The organism is Pseudomonas sp. DSP3-2-3, assembly GCF_049898225.1.
Taxonomy (GTDB): domain Bacteria; phylum Pseudomonadota; class Gammaproteobacteria; order Pseudomonadales; family Pseudomonadaceae; genus Aquipseudomonas.
Genome location: NZ_JAFCXH010000024.1, coordinates 82779 through 98529, shown reverse-complemented (window position 1 = coordinate 98529; position 15751 = coordinate 82779). Strand labels below are relative to the sequence as shown.

Here is a 15751-nt window from a genome sequence, read left to right as displayed (position 1 = left end):
TCCTACTGGCCTTTTGAGGCCTTAACGTAATCGGCATACCGCGAGCTCACCCAATGTTGGCCAGAAGCCGATGATGCTTCCTCGAATAGGCCTTATACATAGATGCAACCGGGTAGCAGCGTTCAAAAGCAGGTTGAAAGTGTGGGCGAGTCCATACATAGGAGCGAGGCAAAGCCTCCAACGGATCTACGCAACATTCGCGACAGGTCGTACGATCTAGTGGGACCGGCTTTAGCCGGGAAGGCGTCGGTTCAGACAATACTTCTGCGGCGCCTGGCGGTTGCCTCCAGACATAGAATCTCCAACGGTGGTTATGCGCTTTTCGGCAAACGCTGCTCCAGCAACTGGTGCAGCGCGCTGTCCACCGGCCAGTTGCGCATGAACCGCGCGCGGTCGCGGGCGAAGGCGCTGGCGAATGACGCTGCCGAGCTGTGCTGACACATGGCGTCCAGGTCGATCAACGCCCAGCGATCCTGATCCCAGAATACGTTATGGCCCTTCAAATCACCGTGACTGATGCGCTCGCCAACCAGTTGCGCGAACAGGTTATCCAGCGCCGCGAGCTCCGCTTCCGGCGCATCACCCGACGCAACATAAGGCGCAAATCGTTCGATGATGTCCGGCCCCGGCAGAAACTCGGTAACCAGATAAGCCTTGCGCCGCAAGCCAAGGAAACGTTGTTCCTGCACCGCCAGCGGTTTGGGTGTGGCGATACCGAGGAACATCAGCCGGTTGCCTTCGCGCCAGGAATGCCATGCCCGGCTCGGCCGCCAGAAGCGTTTCAGCCAGTGGGCAAAGTCCTTGATGTTGTAGCGTTTGATGACCAGCGCACGGCCATTTACCTCGACTTTGCCGACGCTCGCCGCGCCGCCAGTCTTGTACAGATGGCCTTGCTCAAGCAGCGCATCGGCCTCGGCCAGCACGGGCAACATTGCCGCTTCTTCTTCGCGGCGAATCGCACGCAGTTCCGAAGCGCCGTCGACCACGCTGAACAGGCTGCAATCACGCCCGGTCTTGTCGAGAAAATCCTTCAAGCGCCAACTGCGCACCTTGTCGATCTGCTTCTGCAACGCTTCCATGGGCAAGCCATGTTCGCCGTTGCTGAGCAAATAATGCACCGACAACTCTTCGATGTATGGCTCGAAAGCCTTGGGCAGCTGGGCGAAAAACACGCCGAGATTTTCCAGCACTTTTTGTCGGGACAGCGGCTTGCCAGCTTCTTCGGCGCGAATCCCGGCGCCGTCGATCAAGTACAACTTGCCGTCATGGCGCAGCAGGTTGTCCAGATGCAGGTCCTCCTGCCACAGGCCTTTGGCGTGTAACTGCGCGATGGCGGTCAACGCCTCGGCCAATACGATTTGCTGCTCATCGCTCAGCGGCTTCTGGTTTTCCACCTCGGCCCAGGCGTCGCCCAGACTTTGCGAATGTTCCAGCAGCTCGAACAACAGCCAGCCACCCTCGCCCTCCTGCAGACCATCGGCCAGCAGCAGCGGCGTCGTCAGACCTTGCTGGGCCAGCAGCCGAACACCGGCCAGTTCGCGTTGAAAGTGCCGCGCAGCCTTGGGCCCGACCAGCAATTTGGCCAATACCGGACGACCGCGCCAAACCCCGGCGCCGACATAACGTTGCCCCGGCAAAACGCGCAACAGGCTCAACAGTTGCAGTTCGGCCGGACCAGCGGCATCGGCCAGGGCCAGATTCATTGGCATTGCGGGCGTACGTCCCGCCGCCTTCAGTTCAGACAAACGCATCAGCGGATCTCTTTCTGGTCATTGCGGTGCAGAGCGCGCTTGTGACTGCCGCGTTTGCCCAGGCGAACACACCATTGCTCGACGACCGGGCTGTCGATGCCCGATTGCAGATAGGCCGCCAGCAGCTCGCGAACATGGGATTCGCTCCACATCGGCGCGCGGCGCAACAAAGGCTCCAGATCCTTGACCCGATCCCGCTTGCCAAACAGCAGCGGCCGGGTTTTCTCCAGGTCGATCAACTGCGCCAGGTAAGCATCAGCCTTGGCCTTGAGGAAAATATGTTTGGGATAGAAACAGCCGTGAACCTGCCCCGCGCCGTGTACCGTGCGCGCCAACTGGCCGCAGGCTTGCAGGATCGCCGATTGCTGGCGCGTGGTCAGTTCCGGCCATTGCTGCAGCAAGGTATCCAGATCGGTCCAGCTGTCCAGCGCGCGGGTCAACAGAATCGCCCGACGCTCGGGACCGATCTTGGCTTCGCCGTAAAACACCGCGTGCAGTGCCGGGATACCGAGCTTTTCGTAACGACTGATATTGCGGAATTCCCGGGAGAACGATGGCTCGCCAAACGGGTGATGCCAGGTGTGCATCAGGTAGTTGCTTTGCCGCTTCAGATAGAAGCCCGAGCCTTCCAGCTCCAGGCGAAACACGCTGCTCCAGCCACCGCGGCCGGTATTGGGCTCATCGACGGCGTCCAGCTGGACTTCCCATAGCGACTGAAAATCAGCCAGGCCATGACGTTCCAGCAAAGGCCGCTCGCTCTGTGCAATAAAGTCGGTCATTCGCGTCCCTCAAAAAAGCTGACGATATGGCGGATACGTTTCTTGTCGGAAGCGTTGAGCCGCGCCCGCTGCCGATACTGCAAATAGAAGCGCAGGCGTTGGGTGGCGGACAGGTGATATTTCGCCACTTTGTCCAGGCACGCCAGATCCTTGGTAATCCGGTAGCGCAGCATGAAACTCCACCAGAAAGCGCCATTGGGGCAGTCAATCAGAAACAGTTTGGCCTGATCGTCCACCAGCAGGTTGCGCCACTTCAGATCGTTGTGGGTGAAGTGGTGGTCGTGCATGGCACGGGTGTAACGCGCCAGCTGGCGACTGACGCCATCGACCCACTGACGATCCGCCAGCAGCGGATCATTGCGCAACGCCAGTGCCGACAAGTCTTCGGTGTTGGGCAGTTCGCGGGTGATCAACGCACCACGGTCATAAGACGTGCCCTTGCGCTCCAGGCCCCAGGCAATGACTTCTGCCGTGGGAATACCCCATTTGGCGAAACGCTTGAGGTTCTGCCATTCGGACTTGACCCGTGGTCGGCCCAGATAGCGCCGCAAGCCTTTGCCCGCGCCGACGTAGCGTTTGACGTAATAATTCACGCCATCGCGCTGCACGCGGATCACTTCGGACAATGGGTCGCGCGTCAGGCGTTCGCCTTGCAAGGCGAACACGGCGTCCAGGCTGCCGAAGTCTTTGGCGAGAAAGGCGTAGTCGGGTTCCAGATTCCAACCCGCCATCAGAGCGCATCCCCGTAACGCACTTTGCGCTGATACAGCTTGTCGGCTTTCATCTCCAGCCAGCGCAACAGCTTGGCCTCCTCGGCGAGGATCTGGCGCAGCGGCTGCTGGAAATACCCTTTAAGGAAACGCAGCTTGTCGCGTCGGGTCAGGCCAATGTCCAGCGCCGAGAAATACAGGGCAGCCAGATCCTTGTTACGCCAGCGCGGGGTAATCACCCGACGCGTCTGGGCGCGATGCAGGTCGATCACCGACAGGCGGAAATCGTCAGCGGTCACCGGCGTATCGGTGTGCAGCAGGAAATGGCAGATATAACAGTCGCGATGGTTGACCCCGGCGCGGTGCATCATGCCGACCATGCGTGCCACTTCGGCGATGAACGCGCGTTTCAGGCGCGGCTCTGGCGGCTCGTTGCGCCAATTGATGCTGACGTCTTCCAGGCTTTCGGTGGGCGCCAGTTCTTCGGTGACAATGAACGAATGCTGCGCTGCCGGATTGCTGCCGCGCTCGCCATACGCCACGGCAGTCATGGTCGGCACGCCGACTTCTTTCAGGCGCGCAATGGCTTCCCATTCCTTGCCCGCGCCCAGCACCGGCAATTTGGCAGTAATCAGATTCTTGGCGACTTCGCCCCAGCCGATGCCGCGATGGATCTTGACGAAATACCCGCGCCCCTCGACTTCGGTGCGCAACGTGCGCCGACCTTCGAGTTCGCGATACACCTGACCGTCCAGACGCTCGACTTCGGCGAACGCATCGCGTCCGGCCCAGAGCGTCTTGAACGGTTCAGCAAGGAACAACTTCATGGGTAGTGCTCCGCCAGAATCACATCGGCCGCGTGCTGCGGCATGCTGTACAGGTCTGCTGAATCGGCGAAAGCCAGACCGTTCTTGCTCCACGCTGCACGCGCGGCGTCGTCGGCAAGCATCGATTTCAAGTACTGATTGAGCTGAGCCTGATCGAATGGCTCGTCCAGCACCAGCCCGCTGTCGGCCTCGGCAATGTAGTGGGCGTAACCGCACACCGCGCTGACCAGCACCGGCAAGCCGGCAACCAGCGCTTCAAGCAGCACGGTACCGGTGTTTTCGTTGTAAGCCGGATGAATCAGCACGTCGGCACCCATCAGGAAACGCGGGATATCGCTGCGGCCTTTCATGAAGGTCACGTGATCGCCCAAGCCCAGGGTCGCGCTTTGCAGTTGGAATACTTTGGGGTCGTCCTGGCCGATTACAAACAGCCGGGTGCGTTTTTTCAGCTCGGCGGGCAATGCGGCCAGCGCCTTGAGGCTGCGATCCACGCCCTTGGTCTTGAACCCGGAGCCGATTTGCACCAGCAGCAAGTCGTCGTCAGCCAGGCCGAATTCGTTGCGGAAGTCCGCACGAATCTGCGGCGCTTCCGGCGGTGCGCGGCGATCCTGGGCAATCCCCGGCGGCAGCAGGTGGAAGCGCGACAACGGTGTGTCGTAGTACTTGATGAACAGCGGCTGCTGCACTTCGGAAATCATCAGCACCTGGGTTTTCGCGTCTTTGGCGAACACCGCGCGCTCATATTCAGCGAAGTGGCGATAGCGGCCCCATTGGCGATACAGCGAGTGACGCAGGTTTTGCGCCTTGTCCTCGAAACAGCCGTCGGCGGCGTAATACACGTCCAGGCCCGGCATCTTATTGAAGCCGATCAGGCGATCCACCGGCCGTTTGGCCAGATCCGCCGCCATCCAGGCGCTGAGCTTTTCATTGCGTCGATGGTTGAAGAACGCCTTGACCGGCGCAACCAGCACTTCGAAACCCGGCGGCACTTCGCCTTCCCAGATCAACGTGTAGACGCGAATCTGATGCCCGCGCTGCTGGCATTCCAGAGCGATGCGCATGAAATCGCGTTGCAGCCCGCCGAACGGGAAGTATTTGTAGAGAACGAAAGCCAGTTGCATCAGACGGGTTCCTTTGCCAGCAACAGCGCGCCCAGTTGGCTCGCTACTCGCTCGGGATTCAAGCGAGTGAAGCACACCGGCCACTCGCGTTTCAGATCCAACTGACGGCGGTCTTCATCCGTCGGTTGATAGGTGCATTTCTTTTGCAGGCAAGGCGCGCAAGCCGGGTAATCTGCAGCCAGATGCACTTGCGACTTGCCGTAGGCGCCGGTCAGGCCGGGGTTGGTCGGGCCAAACAGCGACAAGGTCGGCACATCCAGCGCAGCGGCCAGATGCCCAATGCCGGTATCGACCGCAACGCAGGCCTGAGCGCTCGCAAGCACTTTTGCGACGCCAGCCAGATTCAGTTTCGGCAGGACCACCGCGTGCTCCAGCCCTTGGGCAATGCGTTCGGCCCGGGCTTTTTCAGCCGGATTGCCCCACGGTAGCCGCACTTGCAGGCCGCGCTCGACCATGCGCTCGGCCAATTGCCGCCAGTACAGCTCCGGCCAGTGTTTGGTGGCCCAGGTCGTACCGTGCAGGAACAGCACGAATGGTGCCTGATTCGCATCCGCGTCCAGCAATCGTTGGCGATCCAGCCCGTAATCGCCCAGCCCGGCGGGCACTTGATAGCCGAGCGCCTGAGCGAACAGCTGCCGCAGGCGTTCTACTGCGTGCTGGCCGCGCGCCACCGGATAAGCCCTATCGTAAAAGCGGCTGCTCAGCGGCTCTCGTGCGGAATTTTTATCCAGCCCGGCCACCGGTGCGTTCACATAACGGGTCAGCCAGGCGCTTTTCAGCAGGCCTTGGGCGTCGATCACCAGGTCGTAGCGGGTGTCGCGCAAACGCTGTTTGAAGCGGCGCCATTCGCCGGTCTTGAAAGTCTGCCAGAGGTTCTTGCGCCAGCGGCGAATCGCCACCGGGATCACCTCGCCGACCGCAGGATGCCAGGTCGGAATTTCCGCGAAACCTTCCTCGACCACCCAGTCAAACTGAATGCCGGGCAAGGCCCGCGCCGCGTCGGTGATCGCCGGCAGGCAGTGAATCACATCCCCGAGGGACGAAGTTTTGATCAGCAAGACCCGCAAATCAGACAACCTCCACCGGCGTGCCGCCCATGTGCGAGAGCGCACTGATCACCGACTCAGGCTCAAGCAGGCGCAGGCAATTGTAGTGACCGAAACGACAGGTGCGGTCAAAACACGGGCTGCATTCGATGCCCAGGCGCACGATTTCCACTTCGTCGGCCAGCGGCGGCGTGAAGGCTGGCGATGTGGAACCGTAGACCGCAACCAGCGGACGGTTCAGCGCCGCAGCCACGTGCATCAACCCGGAATCGTTGGACACCACGGCATCAGCGCAGGACAGCAAGTCGATGGCTTCGGCCAGGGACGTATCGCCGCTCAGGTTCACAGCTTCTTCGCGCAAGCCGGGAATCAGGCGTTCAAGAATGCTCTCGCCCACCGGATGATCTTTTTTCGAACCGAACAGCCAGACTTGCCAGCCTTCACGAATCTTGGCTTCCGCCACCTGCGCGTAATGCTCGGCAGGCCAGCGCTTGGATTCGCCAAACTCGGCGCCGGGGCACAAGGCCAATACAGGACGATCCAGCGCCAGGCCGAATTTGCTCAAGGCGGCGTCGCGGGTTGCGATGTCAATGCGCAGGCTCGGCCTCGGATACGGCATCGGCAAGTCAGCACCCGGCTCGTAGGCCAGGGCCATGAAGCGCTCGATCATCAACGGGTAGCGTTCTTTATCGAGGGTGCGCACGTCGTTGAGCAGCACGTAGCGGAATTCGCCGCGCCAACCGGTACGTTTCGGGATACGGGCAAAAAACGGCACCAGTGCCGACTTGAGCGAGTTGGGCAGCAGGATTGCCTGATCGTATTGGCCCTTCAGGGACCGACCGATGCTGCGCCGCGTGCCCAGTTCGAGCGCACCGTGACCCAGCGGAAAGCTCAGCGCCGCGCGCACTTCTGGCATGCGCTCAAGAATCGGCCGGCTCCATTCAGGCGCCAACACGTCGATTGCGCATTCGGGATACCGCTGTTTCAGGCACTGGAACAGCGTTTGCGCCATCACCATGTCACCGACCCAGCTAGGCCCAACGATCAGAATTCTCATGCTTCTTCCAAAACGACCAGGGAGGCCGGTCAGACTGCGTGACATTCCCACACAACCTGACGCCTCCCTGTCTTAGCTTTATATAGGTGCTGATGCATTGAATCATGTGGGACCGGCTTTTGTGGGACCGGCTTCAGCCGGGAAAAGACCAGTACATTCGACGCATCTTCTGCATCAGGAATGTCGCTTTCCCGGCTAAAGCCGGTCCCACAACGGCCGGTCCCACTAAAGCTGATCCCACGATTTGATCAACCCAACCCCAACTCACCCCAGATCCGCATCACTTCACGCCGTTCAGGCTCGAACTGATCACCCCGGACCACGCCGGCTTCATTCTGCAACGCCTGGCGGTGAGCGGCCGAGCGGTAGACTTTATACGCCTCACGCAACAGGTTGGCATCGGTGGCGGGCAGCAGCCCGGCCTCTTCAAGGCCTTCCAGAATCCTGATGTTATCGGTGTAACGCAGCAGTGCCGGATGTTCCCGGGACCACGCCAAGGCCGCGTATTGCACCATAAATTCGATATCGACGATACCACCGGCGTCCTGCTTGAGGTCAAACGGCACTGCCGCCGAAAAGGCGTTGGCGCCGGTTCCGGCTGTGCTGATCCGCGTGCCGAGAGTGCCGCGCATCTTGGCGCGCATCTCGCTGACCTCCTGACGCAGCTTGGGCAAGTCGCGCTCGCGGCCGAGCACCGAGGCGCGGACACTTTCGAAGGCTTGTCCGACTTCGCGGCTACCGACCAGGACCCGCGCACGCACCAGTGCCTGATGCTCCCAGGTCCAGGCTTCGTTTTCCTGATAGCGGGCAAATGCGCCCAGCGAACTGACCAAAAGACCCGACGCACCGGACGGCCGCAGGCGCATGTCCACTTCGTAAAGCTGGCCCGAGTTGGTCTGGGTGGTCAGCAAATGAATGATCCGCTGGCCCAGACGCGTAAAAAATTGCGCGCTGTCGATAGGTTTTGCGCCATCGGTTTCGGCCTGTGGATCACCGTCGTGAATGAACACCAGGTCCAGGTCCGAGCCATGACCCAGCTCGATCCCGCCGACCTTGCCGTAACCGACAATGACAAATCCGGGATCACACAGGCTGCCATCCGGGCGCGAAGGCGTGCCATGACGGGCAACCGTGTGCCGCCAGGCCAGAGCCAGCACTTGCTCAAGAATCGCCTCGGCCAGCCAGGTCAGGTAATCGCTGACTTTCATCAACGGCAAGCCACCGCTGATTTCAGAGGCGGCGACCCGCAAACGATGCGCCAGCTTGAAATGGCGCAGGGCTTCCATTTGCTGTTCCAGATCATCCTCAGGAATGCGCGTCAGGCGCTCGCGCAATTCGGCCGCCAACTCCGGCGCCAGCGGCGGGCTGAACAGTCGGCCTTCATTGAGCAGTTCGTCGAGCAACAGCGGGAAACGGGCGATTTGCTCGGCAATCCACGGACTGGCCGCGCACAGCGTCAACAGCCGACGCAGCGCGTCAGGATTTTCCGTGAGCAGCACCAGATAAGCGGAACGCCGTGCCACGGCTTCGACCAGCGGTAGCACACGTTCCAGCACCAGATCCGGATTCTCGTGTTCGACCGCCTGGGCCAGCAGCCGGGGAATGAACGCATCCAGCCGCTCCCGGCCCAACCGCTGCATGGAACGCAGCTGCGAGCTGTTGCGCAGGTCGGCGAGATGTTTCAGGGCTTTGCCAGCATCGACGAAACCGCCTCCCAGCAACTGTCGACAAGCGGCCTCTTCGTCCTGGGATTCTTCCCACAACGGCAGCCACTCCCCGCCGACAACCACTTCACCTTCGTCCTCTTGCTCATCGTCGGGGTCGGAATCCGGATCGGCGATCACCTGCCGGAAATGCCACGAGACCCGCCCGCGCCAGTACATCAGCTGCGCGTGGAAGCTCTGCCAGTCGGTAAAACCGAGCATAAACGCGATGCGCGCCTTGTCCTGCTCGCCATCGGGGAGCATCTGCGTCTGGCGGTCGGCAATTGCCTGAATCGCATGTTCGGTGTAACGCAGGAATTCATAGCCCTCGCGCAACTCGTCGGTCACCGCCGCAGGCAGATAACCCTGACCTTCGAGGGTTTTCAGCACCTTGAGCAGCGGTCGCTGTTGCAGGCTCAGGTCGCGCCCGCCGTGAATCAGCTGGAACGCCTGGGCGATGAACTCCACTTCGCGAATGCCGCCCGCGCCGAGCTTGATGTTCTCGGCCATGCCTTTGCGGCGCACTTCCTGCTGGATCAACTGCTTCATGGTGCGCAGCGCTTCGATGGCGGAAAAATCCAGATAGCGCCGATAAACGAACGGCCGCAGCAAGTCGAGCAATTGCTGCCCCGCGACCTGATCGCCACCCACCACCCGCGCCTTGATCATGGCGTAGCGTTCCCAGTCGCGGCCCTGGTCCTGGTAATACTGTTCCAGCGCATTGAAGCTGAGCACCAACGCCCCGGATGAACCGTAAGGCCGCAAGCGCATGTCCACGCGAAACACAAAACCGTCGACAGTGATCGGGTCCAGCGCCTTGATCAAACGCTGACCCAGACGAATGAAGAATTCCTGATTATCCAGCGGTCGTTTCACGCCGACGGTTTCGCCACCTTCGGGGTAGGCGAAGATCAGATCGATGTCCGAAGACAGGTTCAGCTCCACCGCGCCCAGCTTGCCCATGCCGAGAATGACCATCTGCTGCACTTCGCCGCTGCGCCGCCCCGTGGGCGTGCCGAATTGCTCGCAATGGCGCGTGTATAACCAGCGATACGCCAGATCAATGCTGGCGTCGGCCATCTCGGAAAGGTCACGACAGGTTTCCACCAGATCGGCCTGGCGGGTTAAATCACGCCAGATAATCCGCACTTGCTGACGCGTGCGCTGGCGACGTAGATTACGCCCCAGCTCATCTTCGCCAGCCGCATCGGTCAGCGCTGCGGCAATCTGCTCGCGCAGTTCGCCAGGAACAAAGCTACGCTCCAGTTCGCCGGCGTCAGCCAGCTCCAGGAACATTTGCGGGTCGCGACAGATTTGTTCGGCAACAAAATCACTGGCGGCGCAAACCCGGTCGAACGCTTCGCGACGTGACTCGGGCCAGGCGTCGAAAGACTTGGCACTGCCTTCGGGCAGCGCTGCAATAGATGTACGAAACGACTGCTGTGCGCGAGTGAGTAAAGGCAGCAGGATGGCCGGCAAATCGGCCAGCGAAGGTAGGCTCATGGTCTATCCTTGATCGGCGTGTGTAAGGCTGGGTGCCGTGAGGTCAAGATCCACGTCACTTGCAGGACTGTCGAACAAAAGTCATAAATTGCTGGAATAGTGATTTTTGTAGCAGCCAGCATCAGTTTTTAGTCCAAAAATATTTGAATACCACCAACGGTAACGATTTATCTCACAACCTGACAGGAGCGTTTTAGACGCTTACCTGTAGTTTTACTACTGCCCTTACAACTCGAAAGGCTGAAATGGTCGACGATTTGTAGTAAAACTACACGCCACCGGAACAATCTCCGGTCATCCAAGAATTTATGTCGTCTGCCCACAAGGCCAGTCGCAAACTCAGGCAACCGATTCTGGAAGCCTTTCCGCCCTGGAGCAAGCCATGCAAGACCTCGATCCCGTCGAAACCCAGGAATGGCTGGACGCCCTGGAATCGGTTCTCGACAAAGAAGGCGAAGACCGTGCTCACTACCTGATGACCCGTATGGGTGAACTCGCTACTCGCAGCGGGTCGCAACTGCCATACGCCATCACCACGCCTTACCGCAACACGATTCCCGTGACCCACGAAGCACGCATGCCTGGCGACCTGTTCATGGAACGCCGCATTCGCTCGCTGGTACGCTGGAACGCGTTGGCCATGGTTGTGAAAACCAACTTGAATGACCCTGACCTGGGCGGTCACATCTCCAGTTTCGCGTCCAGCGCCACGCTGTATGACATCGGTTTCAACTACTTCTTCCAGGCTCCGACCGACGAACACGGCGGCGACCTGATCTACTTCCAGGGTCACGCATCGCCAGGCGTATACGCCCGTGCGTTCATGGAAGGCCGGATCACCGAAGAGCAGATGAACAACTTCCGTCAGGAAGTCGATGGCAAAGGCCTGTCGTCTTATCCACACCCGTGGCTGATGAAAGATTTCTGGCAGTTCCCGACCGTTTCCATGGGTCTGGGTCCGATCCAGGCGATTTACCAGGCGCGCTTCATGAAGTACCTGGAACACCGCGGCTACATCCCGGAAGGCAAGCAGAAAGTCTGGTGCTTCCTGGGCGACGGCGAAACCGACGAGCCAGAATCCCTGGGCGCGATTTCCCTGGCTGGCCGCGAAAAGCTCGACAACCTGATCTTCGTCGTCAACTGCAACCTGCAGCGTCTCGACGGTCCGGTGCGCGGCAACGGCAAGATCATCCAGGAACTCGAAGGCGTGTTCCGTGGCGCTCAATGGAACGTGACCAAAGTGGTCTGGGGCCGCTTCTGGGACCCGCTGCTGGCCAAGGACGTCGACGGTATCCTGCAACGTCGCATGGACGAAGTCATCGACGGCGAGTACCAGAACTACAAAGCCAAAGACGGCGCGTTCGTGCGTGAACACTTCTTCAACTCGCCTGAACTCAAGGCGATGGTTGCCGATCTGTCCGACGACGAAATCTGGAAGCTCAACCGTGGCGGTCACGACCCGTACAAAATGTACGCGGCGTACCACGAAGCTGTTAACCACAAGGGTCAACCGACCGTGGTTCTGGCCAAGACCATCAAAGGTTATGGCACCGGCGCCGGCGAAGCGAAAAACACTGCGCACAACACCAAGAAAGTCGATGTGGACAGCCTGCGTCACTTCCGTGACCGCTTCGACGTCCCGATCAAGGACTCCGAGCTGGAAACCCTGCCATTCTTCAAGCCTGAAGAAGGCAGTGCCGAAGCCCGTTACCTGAGCGAGCGTCGCGCCGCACTGGGCGGTTTCGTGCCGCAGCGTCGCGCCAAGAGCTTCAACCTGCCGACTCCGCCACTGGAAACCCTCAAGGCTATCCTCGACGGTTCCGGCGATCGCGAAATTTCCACCACCATGGCTTTCGTGCGAATCCTTTCGCAGCTGGTCAAGGACAAGGAAGTTGGCCCGCGCATCGTGCCGATCATCCCGGACGAAGCCCGTACCTTCGGTATGGAAGGCATGTTCCGCCAACTGGGCATCTACTCTTCCGTCGGCCAGCTCTACGAGCCAGTCGATAAAGAACAAGTGATGTTCTATCGCGAAGACAAGAAAGGCCAGATTCTCGAAGAAGGCATCAACGAAGCAGGCGCCATGTCCTCCTTCATCGCTGCCGGTACTTCGTACAGCAGCCACAACCAGCCGATGATTCCGTTCTACATCTTCTACTCGATGTTCGGTTTCCAGCGGATTGGCGACCTGGCATGGGCCGCTGGCGACAGCCGCACCCGTGGCTTCCTGGTGGGCGGCACCGCCGGCCGGACCACGTTGAACGGCGAAGGCCTGCAGCACGAAGACGGTCACAGCCACATCCTGGCGTCGACCATCCCGAACTGCCGCACCTTCGACCCGACTTACGGCTACGAGCTGGCAGTGATCATCCAGGACGGCATGCGCCGGATGTTCGAAGAACAGCAGGACGTTTTCTACTACCTGACCGTGATGAACGAATCCTACGTCCAGCCAGCCATGCCGGCCGGTGTCGAGGAAGGTATCGTCAAGGGCATGTACCTGCTCGAAGAAGATACCCGGGAAGCGGCGCACCACGTCCAGTTGCTGGGCTCGGGCACCATCCTGCGTGAAGTTCGCGAAGCAGCGAAGATCCTGCGCGAAGAGTTCAACGTCGGCGCTGACGTCTGGAGCGTTACCAGCTTCAACGAACTGCGTCGCGACGGCCTGGCCGTAGAGCGCAGCAACCGTCTGCACCCTGGCCAGAAGCCAACGCTGAGCTATGTGGAAGAATGCCTCAACGGCCGTAAAGGTCCGGTGATCGCTTCGACCGACTACATGAAACTGTTCGCTGACCAGATTCGTCAGTGGGTTCCGACCAAGGAATACAAAGTCCTGGGCACTGACGGTTTCGGCCGCAGCGACAGCCGCAAGAAACTGCGTAACTTCTTCGAAGTCGACCGCCACTTCGTAGTGCTGGCCGCTCTGGAAGCCTTGGCTGACCGTGGCGATATCGAACCTAAAGTAGTGGCTGAAGCCATTGCCAAGTTCGGCATCGATCCTGAGAAACGCAACCCACTGGATTGTTAAGAGTCTGCTTCGAGATCGTATAGCGCGCTGAAAAGGAGCGACAAGGCAGCAGAAGATGCGGAATTTACGAACGGTAAATGAGCATCCGACGCTGTTTTGTCGTAACTGCCAACAGCGCACACGAATGAACAGGTTCTCCGAAGGAGAGACATTGTGAGTGAGCTAATTCGCGTACCCGACATCGGCAACGGTGAAGGTGAAGTTATTGAATTGATGGTCAAGGTCGGCGACCGCATCGAAGCCGACCAGAGCATCCTGACGCTGGAATCGGACAAGGCGAGCATGGAAATCCCTGCTCCCAAGGCCGGCGTCATCAAGACCATGAAAGTGAAACTGGGCGACCGCCTGAAAGAAGGCGACGAACTGTTCGAGCTGGAAGTCGAAGGCGAAGCTGCTGCTGCGCCAGCCGAAGCTGCTGCCCCTGCTGCTGCCGCACCTGCTGAAAAGCCGGCCGAAGCCGCTGCTGCTCCAGCACCCGCCGCAGCGCCAGCTGCCGCTGCTGCTGAAACCGTCCAGGACATTCATGTTCCGGATATTGGTTCGTCGGGCAAAGCCAAGATCATCGAACTGATGGTCAAGGTCGGCGACACCATCGCCGCCGATCAATCGCTGATCACCCTGGAATCCGACAAGGCCAGCATGGAGATTCCCTCTCCAGCCGCAGGCGTTGTGGAAGCCATCAGCGTCAAGCTGGACGACGAAGTCGGCACCGGCGACCTGATCCTGAAATTGAAAGTGGCAGGCGCCGCTCCGGCAGCAGCAACTGCTCCCGCTGCGGCTGCTGCTGCCCCGGCCAAGTCGGAAGCTGCTGCTCCGGCCGCCGCGCCTGCACCAAAAGCTGAAGCGGCGGCTCCTGCTGCCGCACAGGCTCCGGCCAAAGACGGCGCCAAGGTTCACGCAGGCCCAGCGGTTCGTCAGCTGGCTCGCGAGTTCGGCGTCGAGTTGGGCGCAGTCAGCGCTACCGGCCCACACGGCCGCGTGCTCAAGGAAGACGTGCAGGTTTACGTCAAATCCATGATGCTGAAAGCCAAGGAAACTCCAGCTGGCGGCGCAAGCGGCGGCATGGGCATCCAGCCGATTCCGGAAGTCGATTTCAGCCGTTTCGGTGAAATCGAAGAAGTGCCGATGACCCGCCTGATGCAACTGGGCGCGACCGGCCTGCACCGCAGCTGGCTGAACATCCCGCACGTCACGCAATTCGATCAGGCCGATATCACCGACCTGGAAGCCTTCCGTGTTGCGCAGAAAGCCGTCGCCGAAAAGGCTGGCGTCAAGCTGACCATCCTGCCGCTGCTGCTCAAGTCCTGCGCCTTCCTGCTCAAGGAACTGCCAGACTTCAACGCCTCGCTGGCGCCAAGCGGCAAAGCGATCATCCGCAAGAAGTACGTGAACATCGGCTTCGCCGTGGACACCCCGGAAGGTCTGCTGGTCCCGGTCATCAAGGACGTCGACAAGAAAAGCCTGCTGCAACTCGCTGCTGAAGCCGCTGTACTGGCCGAGAAAGCGCGCAGCAAGAAGCTGTCGGCGAACGAAATGCAAGGCGCCTGCTTCACGATTTCCAGCCTCGGTCACATTGGCGGCACCGGCTTCACGCCGATCGTCAACGCGCCTGAAGTGGCGATCCTCGGTGTTTCCAAGGCAACCATGCAGCCGGTCTGGGATGGCAAAGCCTTCCAGCCGAAACTGATGTTGCCGCTGTCGTTGTCCTACGATCACCGCGTGATCAACGGCGCCGCAGCTGCACGCTTCACCAAGCGTCTGAGCGATCTACTGGCCGACATCCGCACGATTCTGTTGTAACAGAATCCCTTGTGGGACCGGATTTATCCGGGAAGCGATGGTTCTACCAGCACATGTGGGATGGATGGACTGCCGCTTTCGGGAATGAATTCCCTCCTACAAAAAGCTCAGCTTTAGCTTCACCGTAAAACCTGTTTTCCGAGCTGCCACGCTCGTACCTCAACCCCGCCATTTGGCGGGGCTTTTTTTTGTCTGGCTTTTGTAACGATCTTGATAAGACCGTTAAGGTTTTGTGTCTGAAACAACACAAATCCTTTGATTTGGAGCAATCTGACCAACAGCATTTAAGAAGAGTGTTAATCAGCCGAAACATTTATAGCACTAAGCCATACAGCCGACTTGTCAGCCCGAGCTGCATGATGCAACCTTGCCATACGCGACATTTCAAAAGGGCCAGGGTCCGTGCGCGATCTGTATTATGGAAGC

Annotated in this window: 10 protein-coding genes; 2 read left to right on the top strand and 8 right to left on the bottom strand. The window is 59.9% G+C overall.

The features are described from left to right. Positions 1 to 311: 311 nt before the first annotated feature. The 8 genes from ACP7E4_RS23225 to glnE all read right to left on the bottom strand — a co-directional run bounded on the left by ACP7E4_RS23225 (position 312) and on the right by glnE (position 10497). Complete coding sequence (locus ACP7E4_RS23225) at positions 312 to 1751, bottom strand: lipopolysaccharide kinase InaA family protein (RefSeq protein WP_426117812.1); 1440 nt, start codon at positions 1749 to 1751, stop codon at positions 312 to 314. Continuing rightward, entirely contained in the window at positions 1751 to 2530 is a 780-nt protein-coding gene (locus ACP7E4_RS23220; RefSeq protein ID WP_426117813.1) for a lipopolysaccharide kinase InaA family protein, read from the bottom strand. Before ACP7E4_RS23220 ends, ACP7E4_RS23225 begins: the two co-directional genes overlap by 1 nt. Continuing rightward, a complete protein-coding gene (locus ACP7E4_RS23215) occupies positions 2527 to 3261 on the bottom strand; it encodes a lipopolysaccharide kinase InaA family protein (RefSeq protein WP_426117814.1) in 735 nt (244 codons plus the stop codon). Before ACP7E4_RS23215 ends, ACP7E4_RS23220 begins: the two co-directional genes overlap by 4 nt. After that, entirely contained in the window at positions 3261 to 4067 is an 807-nt protein-coding gene (rfaP, locus tag ACP7E4_RS23210) for a lipopolysaccharide core heptose(I) kinase RfaP (protein WP_426117815.1), read from the bottom strand. The genes ACP7E4_RS23215 and rfaP overlap by 1 nt, the downstream gene beginning before the upstream one ends. Further along, positions 4064 to 5188, bottom strand: coding sequence for a glycosyltransferase family 4 protein (locus ACP7E4_RS23205; protein WP_426117816.1), 1125 nt, complete (start codon positions 5186 to 5188; stop codon positions 4064 to 4066). The genes rfaP and ACP7E4_RS23205 overlap by 4 nt, the downstream gene beginning before the upstream one ends. Further along, positions 5188 to 6255, bottom strand: coding sequence for a lipopolysaccharide heptosyltransferase I (gene waaC / locus ACP7E4_RS23200; RefSeq protein ID WP_426117878.1), 1068 nt, complete (start codon positions 6253 to 6255; stop codon positions 5188 to 5190). The genes ACP7E4_RS23205 and waaC overlap by 1 nt, the downstream gene beginning before the upstream one ends. A gap of 1 nt (position 6256) precedes the next feature. Beyond that, complete coding sequence (waaF, locus tag ACP7E4_RS23195; protein ID WP_426117817.1) at positions 6257 to 7291, bottom strand: lipopolysaccharide heptosyltransferase II; 1035 nt, start codon at positions 7289 to 7291, stop codon at positions 6257 to 6259. Positions 7292 to 7539: 248 nt separating this feature from the next. Next, entirely contained in the window at positions 7540 to 10497 is a 2958-nt protein-coding gene (gene glnE / locus ACP7E4_RS23190) for a bifunctional [glutamate--ammonia ligase]-adenylyl-L-tyrosine phosphorylase/[glutamate--ammonia-ligase] adenylyltransferase (RefSeq protein ID WP_426117818.1), read from the bottom strand. A gap of 382 nt (positions 10498 to 10879) precedes the next feature. Between glnE and aceE the strand changes: the two genes are divergently transcribed. Beyond that, the gene (gene aceE, locus ACP7E4_RS23185) at positions 10880 to 13525 is read left to right on the top strand and encodes a pyruvate dehydrogenase (acetyl-transferring), homodimeric type (protein ID WP_426117819.1); all 2646 of its coding nucleotides are present in this window, start codon (positions 10880 to 10882) and stop codon (positions 13523 to 13525) included. Positions 13526 to 13678: 153 nt separating this feature from the next. Then, on the top strand, positions 13679 to 15325 hold the full coding sequence (aceF, locus tag ACP7E4_RS23180; protein ID WP_426117820.1) for a dihydrolipoyllysine-residue acetyltransferase: 1647 nt from the start codon (positions 13679 to 13681) through the stop codon (positions 15323 to 15325). Positions 15326 to 15751: the final 426 nt, after the last annotated feature.